Below are 22973 nucleotides of genomic sequence, written 5' to 3'. Positions count from 1 at the left end.
TTTTAAGCTTTTACATTTTATTTGTTCAACAGCTCTTGCAGCTTAGCCTGCAAACCTCCTCTGCGCAGGTTTTTGGCGACTATCCTCCCTTGCTCATCCAGCAACACCACAAAGGGAATGGTATGTATGCCATACAGTTTACGGATCTCTGAATCCTTCCATCCCTTTTCTTCATGAAGATTTATCCAGGGGACCTGTTCTTTTTCATATGCTTCTTTCCATTTCCCTGGTGAGTCGTCCAGAGAAATGCTGACAAACGCTATTTTTCCTTTTTCAAGCCCGGAATACATCTTTTTGAGGTACTTCATTTCCTGGATGCATGGCCCGCACCAGGAAGCCCAAAAGTCCAATACCAGGATCCTGCCTTTCAGAGAAGACAAGGAAACAAGTTCTCCTGTTTCTGACCGGATCTTAAAATCCGGAGAAACGGCACCTATAGCTGAAATCTTCAGTTCATCCACATGCTGTTTCAACAGCTTTCCGAAATAGTTATGCTGAATTTGTTCCGACAGGATCCCGTAGAGCTCCTTTCCTTTTTCAAAGCTTTCATCTTTCACCACATCCGATATGTATGCAGAAAAAACATTGTTCCGGTTGTTCTGTACAAATTCTTTAGTTATGGGATACCGCTGTTCTTCGAGTTGTAAGATCAGGTCTATCTTCTGATCAGCTAAAACTGTGTCTCCATCATGCAAGGCCGCCCTATATTCCCTGAGTATACCGTTAATTTTATTATCTAATTTTTCCGCGATCATTTGATAATACTGCCGGTATAGTTCATTTGCCGGGGAACCTTTCAAACTGGCTGCATCTATATTTTTGTAGGAACAGAAAAGCGTCATCTCACGGCCGTCCAGAAAACAATATCTTTTGGCTTCATTCACCTGGATAATATATTGCCCTGTTTCTTTAAGTTCAGCTTTCAAATAAAACTTCCCTTCTTTGATGGGTATGGAAAGCAGCTCCTTCCCCTCCGTGGATAAAACGGCAAATTTCCCGGTGGTTATTCCTTCTATCCTCCCGTCAATAGAGAATTTGTATGGATCGGCGGGTGAAAAGCCCTGGTTTAATAATAAAAAAAGATGTAACAGTAAGGTGTGCATATGCAGTATTTATTTCTTGTGATCCTACAGTTCATTTCCAATGGCCTGCAGATCGATATTAAACCGGGTTTTAAAGTGATTGATCACTACGTTACACTTTTTCCTTATGGTGCCTTTATTATCGATGGCCGGGTTTAAAAAACCTCCCGTGGCATTTAGTTTTGCGTCCGTATTCTTCACCAGCAGCTCAACATAAGCTGCCCAGTCTGTTAATGGCTGCCTGCGGTTCCAATCAATGATCCCATTCCCATAGGTGATCTCCCAGGTAGGCATAGACAATGAATAATTGGTCAGGTCTGTAAAAGCAGCCGGAGGAACAATTGTACCATTGCTGATCAGCCGCTGCAGGAAAAAGTTGACTATTTCTCCTTTATAAGTATATTTTTCAGCCGCCGTCATGGTGAGGATCTCTTTTCCGCCTCCTGTTACACCCAGGTAATCTATTCCTGCAGTTGCCGCGTATTTTACACTTGTTTGCTTATCAGGTGTGCCTGTTCCTGCACTTACCAGGAGGTATTTATCCATCAGGAATATTTTTCTTGGGAGATGTTGCTTAAGGAAATCATCTGAAAAGTACCTGAAGAATTTTTCGTGCAATAAACTCAGTTGCTGGGAGATGTAAGTCTCGTCTGCCCGGGTATACAGATACCCGCTGGTTGTTTTATTAGTTACGGGGTTGTACTTACACTGATTTATTGACCTTTGCACGTCCCAGAAAATATCCTTATCCTCAAACTTATAGAGTATAAGCGTATTGTATTTTTTATAAAAATCTACAATGTTATTGTCATAGTCATGCTCCCCCTGAGGTAATGTAAAGTCGCCGTATACAGCTTCAGGCTCTTTAGTTGCAATCAAAGCCTCTTCTTTTTTATCGCAGCCTGCTGTGATCACACACAGCAGGAGCAGGATTGCTCCCACATTAAATCTTATCATATAGATCTCTGTTTATGGGTTTGGTGTTAGATTTGGGTTTCTTTGCAGTACGGTTTGAGGTAAGGGCAAAACATAACGTTTATCTCCCTTTTCCAATATATACTCTCTGGGAGACTGGTTCTCAAAACCCCTGAATGTATGTTTAAGCTGTGGCATACCATAACGCCTCAGATCAAACCAGCGATGTTCTTCAAAGCACAGCTCGCGTCTTCTTTCTTCCCTGCAGAATTCAAGAAGGGCCTGGCCGTTTGCAATGTTTACCGGTTGATAGCTAACAGTTCTCGTATCATACCGGTATTCCCTTAAATGATTTAAGTCCGCCAGTGCTGCCATGCGAAGGGCTTCATCGCCATTTTTCAGGTATTGCTGTATCAGGCCCTCTGCTCTGTTCAGGTACAGTTCAGCCACTCTCATTCCTTTCGTATAATAACTGCTGCCTGTTTTTGAGCCGTATAATAGTTTCACATCATAGGTGGTTGCCGAGATGTAATACCTTACATAAAAGAAAGCAGGTCTCAGGTCCTTTTTGTTTGCCGCGCCGGTTGTCCAATTGTAGTCATACGCCGCCTCCAGCTCAGGGGATACCGCATAAAACGGTGCTTTACCATAAGCTGCCGGTAAAGCAAAGAACTGGTTAAATTCCTCATGGCTTGAAAACATCCATATGGCTTCCGGACTATTCAGATCAAAAACATTCACTGTTGAGTTAGCTGTATTTACCGGGATGGTATAATTGGATAATTTAAGCAGCTGCGGTTTACGCTCAATCACCTTACCGGCATACTCAACTGACTTATCCCATTTTTCCATGTAGAGGTACATCCTTGATAAAAGCGTATAAACAAACAGATCGGATGCTTTTAACTTTGAGTTTTTCTGGCCATACTGTTCCAGCAATGGTGCAGCAGCCAAAAGATCTGCTTCAATCTGCCGGTAGACCTCCCTCATGGAAGCCCTGGAAGGCAGCTCATCCGTCACAACCGAACTGAGCATCAATGGTACTCCGGGTGCTTTATCCAGGTCCAGGCCTATTGTATTATAAGGCTGGGAAAACAGGTTCACCAGCATAAAATAGTAATAAGCGCGCATAGCCAGGGCCTGCCCTTTCACATTCGATTTATCTCCCTCGGAACCGCTCACCTTTTCAATCATGTCCAGCACCACATTGCAGCCTTTTATACAACGATAATAATGTTCGTAGGTATCTACTGCAGCCAAACCTTTATCTGTCATCGTCTCAAACATGTCTGCACGCCAGGTAAAGGCAGGTTCTCCATTATACAGGCGGTATAAGGTATTCTCATCATTTACAAAATTGCTGGTCACATCATCCGTCATCAGATCGATGTATTTAATGAAATGTGTTTTGATCGGATATACTTCGCCGATCATCAGTTGCTGCAAATCATTTGCAGAGCCTGGCCGTACCTCGTCCTGGCTGTATTCTTCCAGGAATTTTTTACATCCTGATGCAGACAGGATCAGGAGAAAAACCAGTATATTTCTGAGTATGCTGTTCTTCATAATTCACATTTTTGCCGGTTAGAAACTTGCATTCAATCCCAACGACCACGTTTTTGTTATTGGCTGATTTCCGGTAGCCACTTCAGGATCCATTCCTTTAAACTCTTTGCTTACAATGATAAATGGATTGCTTACCGATACAGACAGCGCCAGATTTTTCATGAATAAATGGGCCAAAAGCTTTTCCTGCAAATTATAGGATAGGGAAATGTTGTTGCAGCGTAGAAAAGAAGCATTTACTACGCGGGCATCTGAGTTGTTATACATAGTCCAGGGATATCCGACATATCCGGATGGAAAATATAATACATTCTGCGTCCCATCTGCCTTCATGGAAGGCATAGTGGGGATAGATGTAAATTTCTCATCTCCGGGTTTTTTCCAGCGGTTAACAAATTCCTTCGGAAGATTTTCATAGGCACTCGGTAAAAAGTTGCTCTGAAACATATTATAAAGAAATTTCTTTCCACCAATATTCACATTAAATGCCGTTGACAGGGAAAAAGTTTTATACCGCAATAAAGTAGAAATGCCGCCATAAAAATCAGGCTCAAATTTACCCATGTACTTCATGTACTCTGTTACGTCCGTTATAGCTTTCGGATTCTCAGCTGCAGTAGGCATTACAAATTCAGGCACACCGGTTTGCGGGTTGGGCCCTTTGTACTGGAATGCCCAGAATGCAGACACGGGATACCCAATTTTATTCAATGTTCCGCTTACAGCCCCATTCCACCAGGTGGCGGTAGGGAAAGGAGTTTCCACCCTGTTTATATTCCTGGAAGTATTTAAGGTCAGTGTCCACAGCCAGTTTTTGGTGCGTAAAGCAGTACCTGAGAGTTGCAACTCAAGTCCCTGGTTGAGCATATTACCGCCATTCACCGGCATGGTTTTCACACCATACTCTGAAGGCACTTCTTTATAGACGATCACATCTTCAGATTTCTTCCGGTAATATTCAAAAGAAAGCATGAAGCGGTTCTTAATGATCCCCAGATCTAATCCCATATTAACGGTCTTGGTTTTCTCCCAACGCAGATCCGCATAAGGGAGTGATTTGATCTGTAAAGCAAACTCTCCTGAATAGTACTCTATTGGTGTATAAGGGATCTGCGCTATTAACTCAGGGCCAAAATTTTCTGCTACGTTTCCCTGCCAGCCATAAGTTGCACGGAAGTTCAGTTCGCTGATCAGATGTTGGTTTTTCATCCAGTCCTCATTATGTACATTCCAGCGCACACCGGCAGACCATACTGGCAAAAACCGGTTCTGTGTATTTTGTCCGAAACGATTGGAAGCGTCCCAGCGGATGCTTCCGGTAGCCACATACCGTTCAAGATAGGAATAAGTACCACTGCCGTATACAGACAGGAAGTTGGATTTCCGGTCTGTGATACGTGAGGTAATGTATCCATTATAAAGACCATTAGGATAAATGGTGCCGCCTTGCGTAACTGTAGGCGGGGGGAATGTTACATTCTTTCCCCTGTCCGGAAAATAACCAAATACTGTACCTGAGGTTCCGTCTACTTTAGTGCTCCGGCTTTCTTCTCCAAGTAAAAAACTTAGCCGGTGTTTGCCAAGGACCTGATTATAAGAAAGACTGTTCCTCCAGTTAATAGTAGACGTACGGGCCTCCGTGGTATTCAATTCACCCCCATGCGGTAAGCGGGAAGCTTTGTATTCAGTTTCACCCGGGGCATATTTACCATAATCATAACCACGGAAAGTTGCAGCAATGTAATTGCTTCTTTCTGAAGCAAAAGATTCCCCTACCGCGTTGCTGGAGGCAAAACCTATTATGCTTTCAAAACGAAGTCCTTTAAATACATCATATTTTAAGTTCAGATAAGCATTAAAATTCCTTGTGTCGTTTTTATTTCCTGTATTTGCCAGTTCATTCAATACATTATACTTGTACGATGAAGAACCCTTTTCATAAAAGAACAGGCCTCCGGCATCGTCAAAAGCCGGGATGGCGCGACTGGAGGTGGAAGCATATGTATAAGGATCTACCCGGTAAAAACCTTCTGTTTTAGTAACGTTTCCGTTTAACCTCATAGACAGCAGGAGCTTCCTGTTCAATTGTGCATCCAGGTTAATGGAAGCTGTATTTGATCCTGATTCATTGCCTTTGGCCGCACCCTTTGTTTTGTTGGTTGAAAGGGAGGCATAATAACGAACAAGATCAGATCCCCCTGAAACATTAAGGGAATGATTGTAACTTACCGGTTGTTGAAATAACAGGTCAAACCAATCTGTATTCACTGTTTCCAAACGTTTTACCTCACTATCAAACTCCGCATAAGAGATCTCTTTATTCAGGTAACGCCTGATGGCATTTTCATATCCAACTTTCTCAGTGTACCTGGCACCATACAATCTTTTGTCGTAAATCTCCCTGGAAACGTCAATACGCTCTTTTGAATTCATTAAATTCATCTTGTCGTAGGTGAGCCTGCTCGTAACCGTTGTATTGCCGGAGTAATTGATAGAAACCCTGCCCTTTTGACCCTTTTTAGTGGTGATCAGGATAACACCGTTGGCTGCTTTAACACCGTATAAAACGGTGGCCGAAGCATCTTTTAGTATCGTAATATCTTCTATATCGTTTGGATTTAACCAGGAAATGCTATTCCCGATAAAAGTGCGGATCATATCAAAATTATCCTGGGTAATTGCCCCATAACTATCCAGTTCCTGGGCCTTAAATGGAATCGGATCTTCCTGGATAATACCATCTACTACCCATACCGGTTCCTGGTTACCCAGGAGCGTGGATGTACCCCGTATACGCACTTTTTGCCGTGGCCCTACTAAACCGCTGTTGTTCAGCACAAGCAACCCGGGCAGCTTTCCCTGCAGCATCTGTTCTATTGTATTCGTTCCATTAAAGAACAAGTCCTCCCGCCTAATGGTATTGGCGGAACCCACCATTTCCATCTTCCGGATGGTTTGAAATCCGGTTACAACCACTTCATCCACCACTTTGATCTCGTCTTCAAGTACAATCTCCACCGGTTCATTCTCATCATACTTTGCATAAGTGATACTGCGCCGTTGCATGCCGATAAAAGAAAAAACAAGTTCGGCTTTAACACCATCTGGTACAGATAGGCCAAACATCCCGTCCTTATCGGTAAAAGCCTTGATTTCGGTACCCTTTAACAGAATGGTCACTCCCGGCAAAGGCTGCCCTTTTTTGTTCTTTACGATCCCTTTTATGGGGCCAGTTTTCTTACTATCCTTTCGCTTGATCACAATTGCATTCCCCGAAATTTTATAGACCAGGTCTGTATTGCGGAGGCACTTTTCCAGGATCTGATCAACAGATTCGCCGGTTACATTCAAAGTGAGATCATTGACCTTTTCAATTTCCTTTGTTCCATACATAAACACAAATCTGGTGTGCTTCTGTATTTCCCAAATTACCTGCTCTAAAGACGCATGCTCCATCTTCAGCGTCACCTTATCCTGCGAATGTACTTTTGCAGAGAGTTGAAAGCAGAGGGCCAGGATGAGCAATGCTTTCAATTTTACAATAAACAGGAGTCTGGGCCATCTCCTTTGATGACAGGGAAGATATTCTCGTTCTTTTCCCATAGATTTGGTTGCTTAAAATGTGAGAGATTGGTTTTATCAGCGTCAGGTGTTACGACCACCTGGCGCGTTTTTATTTTACAGACGATATATATAATACTTTATCAACAAACTTTACCTTAACCAGCCCGGTAGATCCCAGCATATCAATAATAGGGGCCATGCTATTGTAGCGGTCAAAACTGGCTCCTATCTCAATTGATCTTGCACCCTCATCTTCAAAGCGATATTCAAACCTGTACCACCTGGACAATTGCTTTAGCACCTCTCCCAATTCCTCATTCCTGAATACAAACCTACCTGTTCGCCATGCGGTGTAAAACATTACATCTACCCTTCGCACCTCCATTTTACCAGATCCCACAGTTACAACAGCCTGCTCACCAGGAACAATGTGGCGCCATTCCCCACCTGAACTAACGGCCACTTTTCCCTCTGCAAGTGTTGTTACCACATTCTGCTCATCGGCATAGGCCCTGAAATTAAACGATGTACCAAGCACCTTTACTGCTACATTTCCATTTTTTATAATAAAAGGGTGTTTCGCATCTTTAGCCACATCAAAGTAAGCCTCTCCTGTTAACTCCACCGTGCGATCCGTTCCTTTAAAAGCCACAGGGAATTTCAGCTTTGTTTCCGCATTTAAAAATATCCGGGTACCATCTGATAAGGTTACCGAATACTCCATACCGGTCATTGTTTGTATTTCATTTAGCACAGGGGTGCCGGTAGCCATATCAGCCATTGAATAATCTATATTCCCTGAATCTGTTGCAATCCTGGTCCCATCGGTCTCTGTGATTTCAAGCGAATTGTTCTTTGAAATATCCACTACGCGCCCGTTACCCAAAGTGAGCTTCGCTCCTACCGAACCGGCAGGTATCTGTTGTTCTGCAATGGGAGATTTCACCGTTGATTGGTTCCACCAGTAAAGCGTTCCAACTGATAGAACTCCTAACAGGATTGCTGCATACTTCATGATGTTCCGCCAGGGTTTCATTTTCCGCACCTTGCTATCGTTATCCAAAGATGCTTCAATCTTTGCCCAGGCTTCATTTGCCGGGAACTTCCCACTTAAACGGTTGTTTTCTTCATAAGTCTCCCTGTTCATCAGCCGTTCCCATAAACGTTGGTTCCTTTCATCCTCCTGCAGCCATAACTGCAGCTCTTTTTCATCTTCCTCTGTTTGAGAACCGGTAGAAAAAGCAGCCATCAACTCTGATATCCTAAAATATTCCCTATTAACTTCCATAACTTATTAGTTGATGGTATTCAATTTATTATGATTCACCTTTTGGTAAATCTGACTGTATTGAGTCCTTAGTTATTTTTATACTCCTATAACAATCTCATTTGCAAACCGGGGTAGTCAGAAAATAAAAAAATGTTACTTTTTTTTCTATAAGTTTGTTTTGGGGGTACAGAGAATTCAAAAATGCATTATGCAAAATATTGTATTGGCAATTGGAAATGGCGATAAACACTCTTTCAAGGAGTTTTTTGAAGACTATTTCCCGATACTGTGTGCATTTTCTTTTAAGTACATTAAGGATGAAGAACAGTGTAAAGACATTGCTCAGGAGGCTTTATTAACGTATTGGGAAAAGCGGGCTGATTTCGATTCTATTTATAAGGTAAAAAGTTTTGTATACATGGTAGCCCGCAACCGCTGTCTTAACATTATAAAGCGGATGCAGGTTGGTGCCAGTTATTTACAGGAGGCGAAAAATGAACTGGAATTTTTTTTTGAAGAGAACATTATAGAGCAGGAAACCTTTTTAATGGTACGTAAGGCTATTGAAGCATTGCCTCCCCAAATGCGGACTGTGATCAGCTATTCCATGGAAGGTTTAAAAAAACCGCAGATTGCAGCTGAAATGGGGATTGCCGAAGGAACCGTACACTCGTTAAAAAAAACAGCTTACAAAAAACTGCGCGAACAGTTGCAGGGGCATTTTTACTTATTACTGCTGTATTAGGCGGGTTATGATTAGCTTCATCTCGTCACTCTCCCGGAAACTCCATTTGCCACCATTTCCTCTATCTCTTTTTTACTAATAACAGCCCAATCTCCGGGGATGCTTTGTTTTAAGGCGCCGCAGGCAGTGGCGAAGTTAATGATCTCCTGTGATGGGTATTTATTCATCAGACCGTACAGGATGCCTGCTGTAAAAGCATCGCCGGTGCCTATCTGGTCTGTGATATTCTGCAGGGAGAAGCCTTCTGTATAATAATAATTATCCTCATGGGCTAAGGCGGCACAGTAGATGCCTCCTGGTTTCCGGAAGCTCATGCCCAGTGTTTTCAGATGCGGCATGTGGGCTTTCAGGGCTTTGTGGGTTTGCCTGAAGCGTTCTTCTAATGATAATCCGGGATCTGTTTCAATGCCGTAATAGATCTTTACCGCATCCAGGTCTGCTACAGCTACCTGGCTGTGTTGTAATAAAGCGGGCATTACTTCCTTCGGCGCTTTTCCGTATTTCCATAAAGTAGCGCGGTAGTTGAAATCTGCAGAAATAGTGATCCCTTTCTTCCGCGCTGCCTCTATGGCTTCTTTACAAACATCAGCAGCGCTTTCGGATAAAGCAGCTGCTACGCCTGACCAGTGAAAATATTGTTGCTCTTCCAAAACATTGCTCCAGTTGATGTCCCCGGTTTGCAGTTCTGCGAAAGAACTGCCTGTACGGTCGTAGATCACTCTTGTGGGCCTGATCTGATTGCCGGCTTCGGTGAAGTATAATCCTAGTTTGGAACCGCCGTATACGATGTGCTTAGTTCCTACGCCGTGGCCTCTCAATTGTTGAAGACCGGCAGCGGAAAGGTCGTTATCCGGCACCCTGCTAATGTATTCCACTTTCATGCCTAAGCGGGCCAACAGCACACATACGTTCGCTTCCGCACCGGCATAATAGGCAGTATATCCATCTGTTTGCTGGAAACGCTTACCATTGTTGCTGTGCAATCTCAGCAAAAACTCTCCAAAGGCTGCAAGGCTATCATTCATGACCCCGAATGTAAATATTTCCTGCGATATGGCGCTTAGTATAACTCAAACAAGGCTTCTATTTCCACCGGGATATTATCCGGCAAAGAGCCGAAACCTACAGCACTTCTTACTCCGATACCATTCTCCTCTCCCCATACTTTTGCGAACAGTTCGCTGCAACCATTGATCACATAAGGATGACGCTCAAAATCAGGGGTACAGTTCACCATGCCCAGCACTTTGATCACGCGCTTTACTTTATCCAATCCCACATGGGTTTTGATGGTGGACAACATGGTAAGCCCTACCTGCTGTGCTGCCAGCTTGCCTTCTTCCATATCCATATCTTCCCCGATACGGCCAATGATCAGCGACTTATCGTTCTTCACAGGGCCATGGCCTGAGAGATAGAGATACTTACCATCTATCAGGAATGGTTTGTAAACGCCCAGTGGTGAGGGGGCAGGTGGTAATGTTAATCCGGTCTTTTCCAGTTGCTCTTCGGCTTTGGTGTTTTTCATATCTAATTGTATTTTATATAATTGTATCCAGTATTAATACGCCTGCCAGTCCTGCTATCCCTACGATCGTTTCCATTATGGACCAGGAGAGCAGCGTGTTCTTCAAGCTCAGGTTAAAGTACTCTTTAAACATCCAGAAACCGGCATCGTTCACATGGGAGAACATGAGGCTTCCTGCTCCGACAGATAATACCATCAAATTAGGATCCGCATAGCCCTTCAATACTAACGGCGCTACCATACCTGCTGCTGTAATTCCTGCGATGGTGGCGGAACCTACACAGGCCCTGATGATGGCAGCCATCAACCAACCCAGTACCAGCGGGTGGATTGGCCAGGTTTGCATTTCCATTGCGATCTGTTCACTTACACCGCTTTGTGCAAGTACTTCTTTCAAAGCCCCCGCGCCTGCAATGATCAGCAATATCATGGCCACATCTTTAACAGCTTCTGTGTAAGTGCTCATCACTGCCTTCACGGGGGTTTGTTGCAGTATACCTAGTGTAAAAGTAGCTATCAGCAGGCAAAACAGCATCACTATTGGTGCATCTCCTGTGAAATTATTCTTTGGAAGGATTGTTGTGATCATCAGCAGGAATACAGGTAACAAGGCTGTGAGAAAACTGTTGAGTTTGCCGGGTAATGGTTTAGTGTGTTCTGTATTCCCCTTGAACAGTTGTAAAGGGCCTGTGGGTATTTTCTTCAGCCACCTTGCGAAAACCGGGCCGGCGATGATCACTGCGGGGATGGCTACTGCCAGGCCGTACATGAGCGTGAGGCCCATATTCGCATTGAACTGGCCTACCAGTACAACCGGTGAAGGATGCGGAGGCAGGAAACCATGGGTGACTGATAGTGCTGCCAGGGTTGGTAAACCGATATATACTGCAGGTAACTTATACTGGTAGATCACAGAAAAGATCAGCGGGACCATCAGTACAAATCCTACACCATAGTATAATGGAATACCGATGATAAAACCTGCTATCAGTAATGCCCATTGTACATATCGAGGGCCGAAGGTTTGCATGAGGGTGTTGGCGATCTGTTTGGCTGCGCCACTTTCCGCTACCAGTTTCCCTAACATGGCACCTAATGTTAAGATCATCATCAGGCTGCCGACGGTGTCTCCTATTCCTTTTTGTAAAGCTGCGGGGATCTTTTGTACCGGTACGTTTAGCCATATGCCTGATACAATGGCTACTATGAGGAAAGCCAGAAAAGCATTCAGCTTGCCCCATGTGAGCAGGAGGATCAGTAAAGCAATACAGCATGCAACGATTACAAAAGCCATTCTTTCTCTTTTATTCCATGTTTACCGGCTCCGGGTACCCGGATTTCTGTTTTTAAAGACCGGTACACGGATCGTTTTTTATATTGATTGGTTTTATTCCACAATGATCTCATCTATCATTAATAACCCATTCCCTCCTGCTCCGTATTCTCCGGTTGGAATGGTGCCTTTATTCGTGCCTGTTACTTTTAAGTAACGGGCTTTAACAGCTCCTACCTTCAGGCGGATGTTATTAATACCGTTCATCGGAAAGCTATTCTCTTCGGCAACCAGCTTATAGTTCATGCCATCTTCCGAAGTATAGAATTTCAGTGAAACGGGTTCCCACATCCTTTGCCAGTGATAGTTAAGGATATTTGCCCCTACCTGTTGGATAGTACGTATTGCACCGAGGTCAATTACTGCATCCAGGTCACGGCCACTGAAGCCCAGCCATTGCTGGTCGTTGTAGCGGTTGCTGCCAAAGATGCCGTTTACGAGTATATTACTATTGCCTGTGTAGCGGGTATTAGGAGGTTGTGCCAGTGTAACAGTGGCGCCTACTGCTTTGTGGATATTAAATGCCTGCGTGAATATGCGGTCTTCATTTTTAGCTTTGAGTACACAGGAGCGTGTAATAGCAATAGGTCCGCTGTACTTTTTACTTTTAGCATCAGGGACGCTGCCATCCGTTGTGTAGTAGATGGCAGCTCTTCCCTGGAGGGTGATCAGTAATTTTTCTTTGTAAACAACTTTTTCTTTGTAGCTGATATCCTCATTGAATTGTATAGACTGTTTTTTCAACCGACGTACGAAACCGAAATAATCCTTCACATGTTGCGGGCTCCAGGCCACTTCCGCTAAAGCAATGGCGCGTGGCAGCAACATGTATTCTGCCTGCGCTGCAGTGGGGAGATATTCACTCCAGAGCTGGCCCTGGATACCTTTCACATCTTTTAACGGCTCGTAGGCGTATACTTCCTGCAAAGGAGTATATCCTCCGGCCGCTAAAGGTTCTTCTGTATATAAAGACTGATAATGGTCGAAGTACAATTCATCTTCCGGCGTCATGATCACCTGTTTGGCAGCACCACTTTCTGTGCCTCGCCAACTCATTACTGTGGCATCTTCTGCCAGTCCACCTTCCAGGATCTCGTCCCAGCCAATGATCTTGCGGCCTTTGCTGCGGACGTATTTATTAATGCGTTTGATAAAATAGCTTTGCAGGGCATCTGCATCCGGTAGTTTTTCCTGCTGCATGCGTAGCTGGCAAAGGGGGCAGGCGTTCCATCTTGTTTTAGGGCATTCGTCTCCGCCAATGTGAATGTAAGGAGAAGGGAATAACGCGATCACTTCATCCAGTACATCTTCCAGGAAGTTGAATGTGCTGTCCTTTCCGGCGCAGAACACATCATCAAAAATGCCCCAGAAGGTGGCTGTTTTATAGGGGCCTCCTGTACAACCCAGCGAAGGATAGGCAGCTAAAGCAGCCAGGGCATGACCGGGCATTTCAATTTCAGGGATCACATTTATCCGGCGGGCCGTTGCGTATGCGATCACATCTTTCACTTCTTCCTGCGTATAATATCCGCCATACCTTATCCCGTCAAACCGATGCGGCAACTCTTTCTTATGCCCTATCAATGTTTCATCCCTCCATGCCGCAACGGATTGAAGCCCCGGGTATTTTTTGATCTCTATCCGCCAACCCTGATCATCTGTAAGATGCCAGTGAAAATTATTGTATTTGTATTGTGCCAGGATGTCTATAAAATGTTTCACAAACGAAACCGGGAAAAAGTGCCGGCTCACATCCAGGTGCATGCCCCTGTAGGCAAAGCGGGGATAATCTTTGATAGTACAGCTTTGTATGCTGCCATTGTTATTTAGTTGTCTTAAAGTCTGGATAGCGTGCAGGATACCGGCTTCGTCATGCCCGGTGATCCTGATCTCGTTTTGGCTGATAGATAAGCGGTAACCTTCTGCTTCTTTTACGGCATTTGCATCTATATGTAAATAAATGCCTTTTGCACCGGAGGTTTGTTGTATGGGTAATTCAAAACCGATGTATTCGTTTAACAGGGTGGCAACGGTCCTCAGCTCATCCGGTGCAACAATCACTGTCTGGGGCTGCAACTGAAAAACGCCTGCCTGTACCTGCATTTCTACAGGCGCGGGGATCAGCGCAGGTGCGCTGATCCTTTGGGCCTGTACTGTTGCATAGGTTATCAGACATATAGCAAGGCAAATAACTCTCATCCTTATAATTTATCCCACCATATTCTTGTGATCAGGTTATCTGCACCCTGGCGAACAACCGCATCGTCATAGTTCTTTTTATTGATCCCCTGTTCAGGAACCGGATAAGGGATCCTTCTGGGGATGGTACCGCCTGTAGCATTGCCCACAAAGTTCACCGGAACAAGTACAGGATATCCGGTACGGCGCCAGTTGGCATAGGCTTCCTGTTCATCCAGTAAGGAGGCGATCCAGAATTGCGTATGGATCTGGTTGAGCTGTGCCGCTAATGTGCCGGCTGTATTCAATGCATTCGCTGTTGTATAAGCAGTGATCCTTGCAGGAGCAATTACACCGGCAGCACCAAATAATGCCCAATTCTTCAAAGCAGTTTCCACCCCTGTTCTGTAAGTATCCGCAGCATTTCCGGCAGTCCAGCCACGAACGATGGCCTCAGTGAGCAGGAAATTAGTTTCCGCTGCGCTGAGTACGATCAGCGGGGCAGCGTATTGCAGGATAGTTGCAGGATTTGGTTCAGAGTAAGTATTGAAGTTGGCAGGTTTTCCATTGGTGCCATTTGGCAAACCTTTCTGTGCAGTAGCAGTGGTATCCGGCGTAGCACCATTCCATACTACGGACACAACGGATAACCTTGGATCATTACGGCTTTGCAGGGCATCGATGAAGGTTTTGCTGAACTTGCCGAATTCTGTATTGTTCAAACCGTTTGAACCGGATACATAATCCTGCCCTACCAGTTCATAGGCTACCGGATTACTATTATAGATCTGCGGACCATTGGTATATTTCACCACGGCCTGATCTGCAGCTGTAAGGATGATACCTCCCTGGATAGCTTTTAATGCCCACTCTTTTGCTTTGTTCTCATCTCTTTTTTGCAAACGCATCGCTACACGCAACATCAAAGAGTAACCGAACTTCTTCCATTTGGGAATATCTCCTTCAAACAGGAAGTCTGCTTTTCCGTATTTAGGCTGTGCAGGATCAAAGGCTTTGATAGCTTCATCGAGCTCTCTCAACATGCCGTCATAGATCTCACTTTGGGCATCGTACTTAGGAAGGAACAATCCTTCTGTACCACCCAGGTTGGCCTGGCTGTATGGTACATCGCCATAGAGGTCTGTGATACGCTGTATCAGCATCACTTTCCAGATTCTGGCAGCAGCTCTTTTGTTCACAAACTCAGGAGCAGTGGCAGCTTTATCCAGCTCCTTCAATGTAGTGAGTACATTGGTATAAGTATACCGGAAATAAAACGACTGGTACTGATCATGCACACCGTACTTATCACCGGAACCAGCTCCTGCCAGTTCTTTAGCAGTAGCAAAGTGCTGCACGTAATTACCGCAGGTAATGTAGGAAGTATAAAAATACGCACGGTCGTATACGTAATTCCCTTTGAGGATGCTCTGTGAAAAGAGGTAATCCACATTGGGTTTGGTGGAGGCATTCGGGTTGGTATTCAGCTGTTCAAAACCCTTATCACAGGAAGAGAATCCTAATGAAGCGCCCAATAGCAGGGTGAATGTATATTTAGCAAATCGTTGCATAGTGAGTTCATTTAAAATTTAACCATCAGGTTCAGGCCATAACTTCTTGTGCGTGGCACCCCAAACATTTCAAAACCTTGTGCGTTGGAGTTATTGAAAGTGGATTCAGGATCGATGTTTGGTGCATCCTTGTACAGGATGAACAGGTTCCTTGCCACAAAAGAAACAGATACGGATTGCAGTTTGGCAAAGGAGAATACACTCGCCGGAATGTTGTAACCCAGTATCACCTGGCGCAGTTTGATAAAGTCTGATTTATATACGAAACGCTCTGACTGGTTCTTATAGTTATCATAATAAGCCTGCAGCTGTGCGCCGGTGAATGTTTTAGTGAAGGGTTTATTCTCTTCATCCACGCCGGTAACTGTTAAACCACCATCACGACCGGGCAATGTGATCTTGTGCAATCCAAAACGGGTAGCATAAAGGTTGGTACCGGAATATACATGACCACCAAATTTGCTGTCTATCAGGAAGCTGAAGTTGAAACGTTTATAGCTAAAGGAGTTGTTGATACCGCTTGTCCATGGAGATACACCTGTTCCAAGATCTTCCAGACCTGTAGTGGCTTCAAAGCTATTGGTTTTGGAATTGAAGATGGGCAGGCCGTTTTCGTTCTTCTTTACTTTGTATCCTTTAATGGTACTGAAGGGTTTACCTACTTCAGCAAAGATGAAAGCATAGTTATTCACTGCAGCGTCCATCTGGATACGGTCCAGGCCGGGTGCGAGCTTTACTACCTCGTTCTTATTATATGCAGCGTTGAAATCTACTTCCCAGATAAAGTTTTTTCCTTTAATTGGCGTACCACTCAGGCGGAGTTCCACTCCTTTGTTACTCATTTCGCCTACGTTGAGGAAAGTAAAGTTATAACCGGAACCGGTAGAGGTACTTACCTGTACAATATCGTCTGTTGTTTTCCTGTCGTAGATTGCGAAGTCGGCAGAGAGACGGCCTTTCAGGAAACGCGCTTCGAAACCGGCTTCCGTTGTCCTGGTTTTGAAAGGTTTCAGGTTGGGGTTCGGTGCATTCAGCAGACCGGAAGTGGTACCTACTGTTTGGGTAGGGGCCTGTAAGGGCTGGCCAAAGTGACCACCACCGGGAACAAGGCTGTATGTTTGATTCAGCGAATACGCCAATGGTGCACCGCCACCTACTTCTGCCCAGCTCGCACGCAGTTTTGCGTAAGAGATCCAGGATGGTAATTTCACGGCTTCGGATAAGATGAAGCTGATACCGGCAGATGGGTAGAATACATCATTGCTTTTGGGCGAGAGTGTGGAGAACCAGTCGTTACGGCCGGTGGCAGTAAGGAAGATGATGTCTTTATACCCCAGGTCGATACTACCGAATACAGAATTCACGGCTCTGCGGGAGAGTGCATTGTTGGTAGTGAGACTTACCACGTTGGAAGGATCATAGAATCCAGGTTCTGCAAAGTCGGTACCCAACAAGGTAGTGGATTGCCCTTTACCTTTTTGCTGGTTACCGCCGGCCATTACATCGAGGCTGAAGTCTTTACCAAATTTCCCCTGGTAGTTCAGCGTGAGTTCCGCATTGGTCTCTGTGATGCCGGTAGTGGATTGCTGATAGAATCCTTTCGGTGCGTAGGCTGTACCTGTTGGCACTACCCCGTTCCAGATGATGGAAGTATAATCGTGCGTGAAGCGGCCTTTTACGAAAAGGTTATCCAATATGTTATACTTAATGGAAGCGCTTCCGATAAAGCGGTTCCGGTTATCGTTATTGATGAAGTTATTCACTACGAAATACGGGTTACTGGCAAAACCGGAGGGGTTCCAGAGTGTTTCTGCACCTGTTAGTTTATCATATCCGGGAGCAAGGTTCCTTATGTCTACAGAATTCGCGAGCATGTAAGTTCCCCAGTTAGGGTTACCTGGTGCATCGGAAACGTTGGCGCGGCTAATAGCTTTCTCTACATTGTATTGTGCGAAACCTTCTATTGTCAATCGTTTGGAAAGATTGCCTACCAGGGCCAGTGTTCCTATCTTCTTGTTCAATTGCGAATGCGGTACCAGGCCCTGATTATTCATATCAGATAAAGAGAGGCGGTAGTTAAGGGATTCATTTCCCCCGGATGCTGCCACTGTGTTAGTGAAAGTGGTACCCGTCCTGTAGAAATTTTTGATATTGTTTTTCTGTGCAACGTAAGGGCGGCTTACACCATCGAACTGAATTACATTGCTGCCATCCAGTTTGGGACCGAAGGAAAGTCTTCCTGAAGCAATGGCATCTGCCTGTGTTACAGGTTTCAGGCCACCTTGTCCCTGGCCATATTCATATTGCCAATCGGGGATGATGGAAGGTGTTTCAAAAGTGAAGGTGGAATTGTAATCCAGGCCGATACCTTTTTGTTTCACACCTTTCTTTGTGGTGATGAGGATCACACCGTTTGCAGCACGGGAGCCGTACAATGCAGAAGCGGGCCCACCTTTCAACACAGTGATGGATTCAATATCATCCGGGTTGATCCCTCCGATACCATCTCCCCTGTCTGCATTCAGACCAATGGAGGCGTTACCGCTTTGCGGAGAGTTACCCGTGGAGTTATCTATGGGCATACCATTGATCACGTACAGTGGCTGGTTATCACTGAAAGAACCGTTACCGCGGATCACTACACGGCTGGAACTGCCAGGGCCACCGGCAAGACTGGAGGCGTTCACACCGGGAATTTTACCAGTGAGTGCGTCTGCAACGTTGATCTCACGGGCCTGGGTGAATTCACTTCCTTTTACTTCTGTTACCGCATAGGTCAATACTTTTCTTTGTTTTTTAATACCGAGCGCTGTTACTACAAATTCATCCAGGGCTTTGGTATTTTCTGCGAGCTGGATATCTACTGTGGTTTGGCCGGGTTGTACGGTTACCTGTTTTGTTTCGTAACCGATAAAAGTAATTACGAGTTGAATGGCACCTTGCTGAGCGGGTACCTTCAAAGAGAATTTACCATCCACATCAGTTACGGCGCCTACACCTTTCTGGTTAAGTACGGAGATAGTGGCGCCGATAATTTTTTGTCCGTCTGCAGCACTGGATACCGTACCTGAGAGTTGTACGGGAGAAGATTGGGCGATGCTTTTACTGCAAAACAGCACGCTGCAGAGCAACAAGAGCAGTTTTGAGAAAGCAGCCAGTTTACGTGTTTTCATCGCTGTGGTTTGGTTGATAAATATTCAAATAATGCAAAATCCTTGACTAAAAGTAGTAATTAGAATCGTTTCTGCAAATTATTTGCATAAAATAATTGCATAAACTGCAAATATTTTCTCATTCACTTTAAGCGATTTGGTATTAAAGTATTGAATTTTAATTATTTAATATTATGTAGTATTTACACTAAGCACTAAATTTGCCGCAGAAAAATTATTTAATGCACAAAAAGTGCGAAATTGTGCGGTAAATTCTATTTTTGTCGGATTGACCTTGCAGATTCTGATTATTTTTATTAACATCAACCGTAGATGACTATGGATATGGATATTAACACGCAGGACCAGTTACCCCCGGTTTCGCTGACCAAAAAGGCCAGGAAGAAACTGATCATTAAACAGGTGAACATTCACACGCGTATTACCTACAGCGACCTTGTAACCCTTATCAATGTATCTGAGGATACGATCCGCCGGGACGTTAATGAACTGGCTGAGGATGGAGAAGTGGTGAAGATCAAAGGCGGGGCTATGTCTATCGCCTATCATTACGGGCATGAATCAGAAACCTATGCGCAGAACAATAAAGCAGTGATCGCAGAGAAAACACTGCAATTATTGCGGGATGATATTATTGTGCTGATCGGCGGGGGAACTACTATCCGGGAGTTCATTAAGAAGATACCGGTAACCCTGCGGGCTACTTTTATTACCGTAAATGTGCTTTCTGCGGTTGAGTTACTGGATAAACCGATGATCAAGACCATTGTGATCGGAGGGCAGATCTCTGCGTATAGCCAGATGTCTGTGAGTGGTGAAGTGTTTGAATACCTTTCTAATATCAAGGCGGACCTTTGCATCATTGGCACCAATGCTATTGATCCGGCTAACGGGTTAACGGATTCTGACTGGGAAACGATACAGGTGAAGAAGGCGATGATCAAAGCTGCTGACAAAGTTGCCATCATGGCTATTTCCGAGAAGCTGAACTCTTCTATGAAGATGAAGATAGCGGACCTTCAGGAAATTGATTACCTGATCACAGAACTGCCGGCAGAGAGTGCGGAGCTGCAGCCTTATAAAACGAAGAACCTGACGATATTATAAGCCTTTTTCTATACGATACTGCTCCTGCAGCTTAGGTGGCAAGGCATTATACCAGGCACTGGTGATCGCGTTTTCCAGCATTTTCTTTTTTACTTTTTTTAAATTTACTGTAGTCCAGCCCTGGCGGCCCCAGCCTCCTTCCACGGGGAAAAAGCTTTTAGCGTCCTCCTGGCAAAAGGCTGCCTGTTCCTCCGGTGTAAAGTTGAAATTAGCAGAGGTTGTTTCCGGCCAGAGGGTGGCGAAAATGCGCCGCTTTGTTCTGAATGCCGGATGATCCCAATGCAGTACTTTTTCTACGCCGGGCATAGCAAGACATAATTCCTCAAATGTTTGCAGATCTACCATAGGCCCAAAATTACAAAACCATGTGAAGAAGAAATTGTAAGAATGCGACATTGGTTGTACATTCATTCAAAACCAGACCGAATGAGCCAGTGGAAATCGCCTAATTTTAAGAATGGCACTTTTCATAATCTATCCCCTACGGAAGTAATGTCTAAGGATGCTTCTTTTCTAAAAATCCTTTTGCGTTTTTTCAATAAGCCGAAGTCGGTAAACCCTCCCAAACCTTTGCCTTCAGTTAAAACAGACCTGCTGCACCTGGTAGCAGGAGAGAATCCGGTGATCGTGTGGTTCGGGCATTCTTCCTATCTCATTCATCATAACGGATCAAATATATTGGTAGACCCTGTTTTCAGCGGACATGCCTCTCCCGTTCCTTTTATGGTAAGGGCTTTCCCCGGCGCAGATGCGTTTAAAGTGTCAGACCTTCCTCCTATCGATATCCTGATCATTACGCATAACCACTATGATCACCTGGATAAGAAAACGCTTTGCCAGCTGAAACCTAAGGCGGTGTATACAGCTTTGGGGGTTGGGAAGGACCTGCCTTTTGCTGCATCCCTGGTTACTGAGATGGATTGGTGGGATACCGCGGTTTACGCTGAGGGTATCAGACTTACGGCTGCGCCTGCACGCCATTTCTCCGGGAGAGGTATAAAACGGGGCGGTTCTCTATGGGCATCCTTTGTACTGGAATTACCGGGTGGGTTTAAGCTCTATCTCGGCGGGGATTCCGGTTATGATACCCATTTCAAAACAATCGGCGATAAGTTTGGGCCTTTTGATATTGCTATACTGGAAACCGGCCAGTACAATACAGACTGGCCCATGATCCATATGAGTCCTGAAGAAGCTGTACAGGCCGCGCAGGAACTGAAAGCCAAAGTGCTGCTGCCGGTACACTGGGGGAAATTTGCATTGGCGCTGCACCCCTGGAATGAGCCGGTGATCCGCACAACCGCAGGTGCTTTGGGTAAAGTGAAAGTAACTACACCACGTATAGGAGAGCCCGTTATACTGAATGTCAGTTATCCGGCTGATCCGTGGTGGGAGTTTTAGGGGTTTGGTACACACCGGTATTTCCTCTTTCCAATATTACCTGCAACTCCTTTACCAGCTTCGGTTGCTCTGCTGCTATGTTCCTGTTTTCCCAGGGATCGGTTTTGTGATCATATAACTCGATGTCCGGCTTCGCATTCCGGTAGTATTGCGTTAAGCGATAACGATCTGTTCTCACCGTGATCCCTTGTTTGAAATAGCTGTAAGCTGTGTTACGTTTGGCTTTCAGGAGACTTTCCCCATCTCCTTTATAAGGCATTTTTATTCCGCACAATTCCATAATGGTAGGATAAATATCCACGGAACTGACCACCTGTTCAGGATTGAACCCTTTCTGCTGCCGGGGTGTTTTCAGGATGAATGGGCTGCGTAAAGACCAATCGAAAATAGTGTGTTTGCCCCAAACACGGTCGTCTCCCAAATGCCAGCCATGATCTCCCCAAACAATAATGATCGTATTCTTATCCAATCCCTTCTCACGTAAAGCCGTCAGCACTTTTCCGATCTGTGCATCCACATAACTGACACTGGCGTAATACCCGTGTTTCAATTTGCGGGCATAGGCATCAGATACAGGCTTTTGCAGTGAGGCCTTTTCGTCTCCCAACTTATATTGATTGAATTCTGCACTTTCATGCAAGCTGGCTTTATTTATGTTGGCCGGCATATCAGGAGATGGTGTGAGCGCGATGTCGTTTTCGTTATATAGGTCCCAATATTTCTGTGGTGCGGTGAAAGGTAAATGCGGTTTGAAGAAACCAACTCCTAAAAAGAAGGGCTGCCCTTTGTCTGCTAATTTTTCTATCTGTTTCACAGCCAGTTCTGCGGTTAGTCCATCGGGGTAACCATTATCTTCAACCGGCGCGGCTTCGTAAGGTGGCACATCGTTTTTCTTTGTATTCCTGTCTGTTCCATCCGCATAAGCAAAGAACGCATTCCAGCCTGTTTTCCATTTACCGGGATCGAATAACATCTCATTCCAGCTGTTCGGTAATTCCAGCTGGTTACTTTTCTCCTTATTATATGGATATACGTAACCATCTGCAGAATGACTGACCTTTCCGATCCCTACTGTGTAATAACCATTTCTTTTCAGTTGCTCTATGAAGGTTTCCGGCATCTCCGTTCTCACCATACTTTCAGCTGCTTCATTTGTGAGGTCTGATCTTTTATGCGGCAATTTCCCTGTAAGGATACTCATGCGGGATGCACCACAGGTGGGAACGGTTACAAACTGTTTTTTGAAAACAACTCCTTTGCGGGCCAGGCTATCCAGGTGAGGGGATTTCACTGTTGTATCGCCATAACATCCCAGGTCCGGGCGGAGATCATCTACAAAGATGAACAGTACATTGGGCTTAGCCTGCTGGGCTTTCAAGCCAGTACAGCAGCACAGGGCTATTAACAGGAAGTGGAATTTCATAACAGTAAGGTATAAAAATAATTCCGGGAGAGAAATACCCATGCTTATCGTGCGTATTTCTACGCCTCTTTTCAGGTAAATGCTACCTGTTCAAACCCTTATGAAGAGTATAGCTTT

General features: G+C 44.8%; 16 protein-coding genes. 3 read left to right on the top strand and 13 right to left on the bottom strand.

The genetic code is table 11. The features are described from left to right. Positions 1 to 17 precede the first annotated feature (17 nt). The 5 genes from BUR42_RS01250 to BUR42_RS01230 form a co-directional block, all read right to left on the bottom strand. Entirely contained in the window at positions 18 to 1103 is a 1086-nt protein-coding gene (locus tag BUR42_RS01250) for a TlpA disulfide reductase family protein (RefSeq protein ID WP_074237360.1), read from the bottom strand. 24 nt (positions 1104 to 1127) lie between these two features. Next, the gene (locus BUR42_RS01245; protein WP_143197294.1) at positions 1128 to 2039 is read right to left on the bottom strand and encodes a hypothetical protein; all 912 of its coding nucleotides are present in this window, start codon (positions 2037 to 2039) and stop codon (positions 1128 to 1130) included. A 12-nt stretch (positions 2040 to 2051) separates the two neighbouring features. After that, positions 2052 to 3563 (bottom strand): RagB/SusD family nutrient uptake outer membrane protein, encoded by a 1512-nt coding sequence (locus BUR42_RS01240; protein ID WP_074237358.1) that lies wholly within the window; start codon positions 3561 to 3563, stop codon positions 2052 to 2054. An 18-nt stretch (positions 3564 to 3581) separates the two neighbouring features. Beyond that, the gene (locus tag BUR42_RS01235) at positions 3582 to 7166 is read right to left on the bottom strand and encodes a SusC/RagA family TonB-linked outer membrane protein (protein WP_074237357.1); all 3585 of its coding nucleotides are present in this window, start codon (positions 7164 to 7166) and stop codon (positions 3582 to 3584) included. Positions 7167 to 7236: 70 nt separating this feature from the next. Then, positions 7237 to 8415, bottom strand: a complete 1179-nt coding sequence (locus BUR42_RS01230) for a FecR family protein (protein WP_084185269.1) — start codon at positions 8413 to 8415, stop codon at positions 7237 to 7239. 190 nt (positions 8416 to 8605) lie between these two features. On the opposite strand from BUR42_RS01230, the gene BUR42_RS01225 reads away from it, so the two are divergent. Then, positions 8606 to 9142: an RNA polymerase sigma factor gene (locus BUR42_RS01225; protein WP_074237355.1), complete on the top strand. Its 537-nt coding sequence runs from the start codon at positions 8606 to 8608 to the stop codon at positions 9140 to 9142. Between the two features lie 17 nt (positions 9143 to 9159). Here the strand turns inward: BUR42_RS01225 and BUR42_RS01220 are convergent, their stop codons facing one another. From BUR42_RS01220 to BUR42_RS01195, 6 genes are all read right to left on the bottom strand, one after another. Then, the gene (locus BUR42_RS01220; RefSeq protein ID WP_074237354.1) at positions 9160 to 10167 is read right to left on the bottom strand and encodes a sugar kinase; all 1008 of its coding nucleotides are present in this window, start codon (positions 10165 to 10167) and stop codon (positions 9160 to 9162) included. 35 nt (positions 10168 to 10202) lie between these two features. Next, entirely contained in the window at positions 10203 to 10670 is a 468-nt protein-coding gene (locus BUR42_RS01215) for a RidA family protein (protein WP_074237353.1), read from the bottom strand. Positions 10671 to 10683: 13 nt separating this feature from the next. Further along, positions 10684 to 11964: a gluconate:H+ symporter gene (locus BUR42_RS01210; RefSeq protein ID WP_074237352.1), complete on the bottom strand. Its 1281-nt coding sequence runs from the start codon at positions 11962 to 11964 to the stop codon at positions 10684 to 10686. A 93-nt stretch (positions 11965 to 12057) separates the two neighbouring features. After that, positions 12058 to 14202, bottom strand: a complete 2145-nt coding sequence (locus BUR42_RS01205) for a glycoside hydrolase family 20 protein (protein WP_074237351.1) — start codon at positions 14200 to 14202, stop codon at positions 12058 to 12060. Between the two features lie 2 nt (positions 14203 to 14204). After that, positions 14205 to 15752 carry a SusD/RagB family nutrient-binding outer membrane lipoprotein gene (locus BUR42_RS01200; protein WP_074237350.1) on the bottom strand — a complete coding sequence of 516 codons (1548 nt, stop codon included), beginning with the start codon at positions 15750 to 15752 and terminating at the stop codon, positions 14205 to 14207. Positions 15753 to 15763: 11 nt separating this feature from the next. Continuing rightward, positions 15764 to 18925 carry a SusC/RagA family TonB-linked outer membrane protein gene (locus tag BUR42_RS01195; protein WP_074237349.1) on the bottom strand — a complete coding sequence of 1054 codons (3162 nt, stop codon included), beginning with the start codon at positions 18923 to 18925 and terminating at the stop codon, positions 15764 to 15766. A 318-nt stretch (positions 18926 to 19243) separates the two neighbouring features. Here BUR42_RS01195 and BUR42_RS01190 point away from each other — a divergent pair, with 318 nt between their 5' ends. Next, the gene (locus BUR42_RS01190) at positions 19244 to 20032 is read left to right on the top strand and encodes a DeoR/GlpR family DNA-binding transcription regulator (RefSeq protein WP_234979585.1); all 789 of its coding nucleotides are present in this window, start codon (positions 19244 to 19246) and stop codon (positions 20030 to 20032) included. Here the strand turns inward: BUR42_RS01190 and BUR42_RS01185 are convergent. Continuing rightward, entirely contained in the window at positions 20027 to 20377 is a 351-nt protein-coding gene (locus tag BUR42_RS01185) for an MmcQ/YjbR family DNA-binding protein (protein ID WP_074237348.1), read from the bottom strand. The genes BUR42_RS01190 and BUR42_RS01185 overlap by 6 nt on opposite strands. Before the next feature lie 81 nt (positions 20378 to 20458). On the opposite strand from BUR42_RS01185, the gene BUR42_RS01180 reads away from it, so the two are divergent. Beyond that, positions 20459 to 21433: an MBL fold metallo-hydrolase gene (locus BUR42_RS01180; RefSeq protein ID WP_074237347.1), complete on the top strand. Its 975-nt coding sequence runs from the start codon at positions 20459 to 20461 to the stop codon at positions 21431 to 21433. Here the strand turns inward: BUR42_RS01180 and BUR42_RS01175 are convergent. After that, complete coding sequence (locus tag BUR42_RS01175; protein WP_074240371.1) at positions 21399 to 22856, bottom strand: sulfatase; 1458 nt, start codon at positions 22854 to 22856, stop codon at positions 21399 to 21401. The two genes, BUR42_RS01180 and BUR42_RS01175, sit on opposite strands and share 35 nt — an antisense overlap. Positions 22857 to 22973: the final 117 nt, after the last annotated feature.

The organism is Chitinophaga niabensis, from assembly GCF_900129465.1.
Lineage (GTDB): Bacteria > Bacteroidota > Bacteroidia > Chitinophagales > Chitinophagaceae > Chitinophaga > Chitinophaga niabensis.
This window is presented reverse-complemented; position numbering and strand designations above follow the sequence as displayed.

Bases quoted from the DNA above. Each gene is read 5' to 3' on its own strand.
- BUR42_RS01200 (WP_074237350.1), bottom strand. From the start codon at position 15,752: ATGCAACGATTTGCTAAATATACATTCACCCTGCTATTGGGCGCTTCA.
- BUR42_RS01180 (WP_074237347.1), top strand. From the start codon at position 20,459: ATGAGCCAGTGGAAATCGCCTAATTTTAAGAATGGCACTTTTCATAAT.
- BUR42_RS01185 (WP_074237348.1), bottom strand. From the start codon at position 20,377: ATGGTAGATCTGCAAACATTTGAGGAATTATGTCTTGCTATGCCCGGC.
- BUR42_RS01235 (WP_074237357.1), bottom strand. From the start codon at position 7,166: ATGGGAAAAGAACGAGAATATCTTCCCTGTCATCAAAGGAGATGGCCC.
- BUR42_RS01175 (WP_074240371.1), bottom strand. From the start codon at position 22,856: ATGAAATTCCACTTCCTGTTAATAGCCCTGTGCTGCTGTACTGGCTTG.
- BUR42_RS01230 (WP_084185269.1), bottom strand. From the start codon at position 8,415: ATGGAAGTTAATAGGGAATATTTTAGGATATCAGAGTTGATGGCTGCT.
- BUR42_RS01240 (WP_074237358.1), bottom strand. From the start codon at position 3,563: ATGAAGAACAGCATACTCAGAAATATACTGGTTTTTCTCCTGATCCTG.
- BUR42_RS01250 (WP_074237360.1), bottom strand. From the start codon at position 1,103: ATGCACACCTTACTGTTACATCTTTTTTTATTATTAAACCAGGGCTTT.
- BUR42_RS01245 (WP_143197294.1), bottom strand. From the start codon at position 2,039: ATGATAAGATTTAATGTGGGAGCAATCCTGCTCCTGCTGTGTGTGATC.
- BUR42_RS01220 (WP_074237354.1), bottom strand. From the start codon at position 10,167: ATGAATGATAGCCTTGCAGCCTTTGGAGAGTTTTTGCTGAGATTGCAC.
- BUR42_RS01225 (WP_074237355.1), top strand. From the start codon at position 8,606: ATGCAAAATATTGTATTGGCAATTGGAAATGGCGATAAACACTCTTTC.
- BUR42_RS01210 (WP_074237352.1), bottom strand. From the start codon at position 11,964: ATGGCTTTTGTAATCGTTGCATGCTGTATTGCTTTACTGATCCTCCTG.
- BUR42_RS01190 (WP_234979585.1), top strand. From the start codon at position 19,244: ATGGATATGGATATTAACACGCAGGACCAGTTACCCCCGGTTTCGCTG.
- BUR42_RS01205 (WP_074237351.1), bottom strand. From the start codon at position 14,202: ATGAGAGTTATTTGCCTTGCTATATGTCTGATAACCTATGCAACAGTA.
- BUR42_RS01215 (WP_074237353.1), bottom strand. From the start codon at position 10,670: ATGAAAAACACCAAAGCCGAAGAGCAACTGGAAAAGACCGGATTAACA.
- BUR42_RS01195 (WP_074237349.1), bottom strand. From the start codon at position 18,925: ATGAAAACACGTAAACTGGCTGCTTTCTCAAAACTGCTCTTGTTGCTC.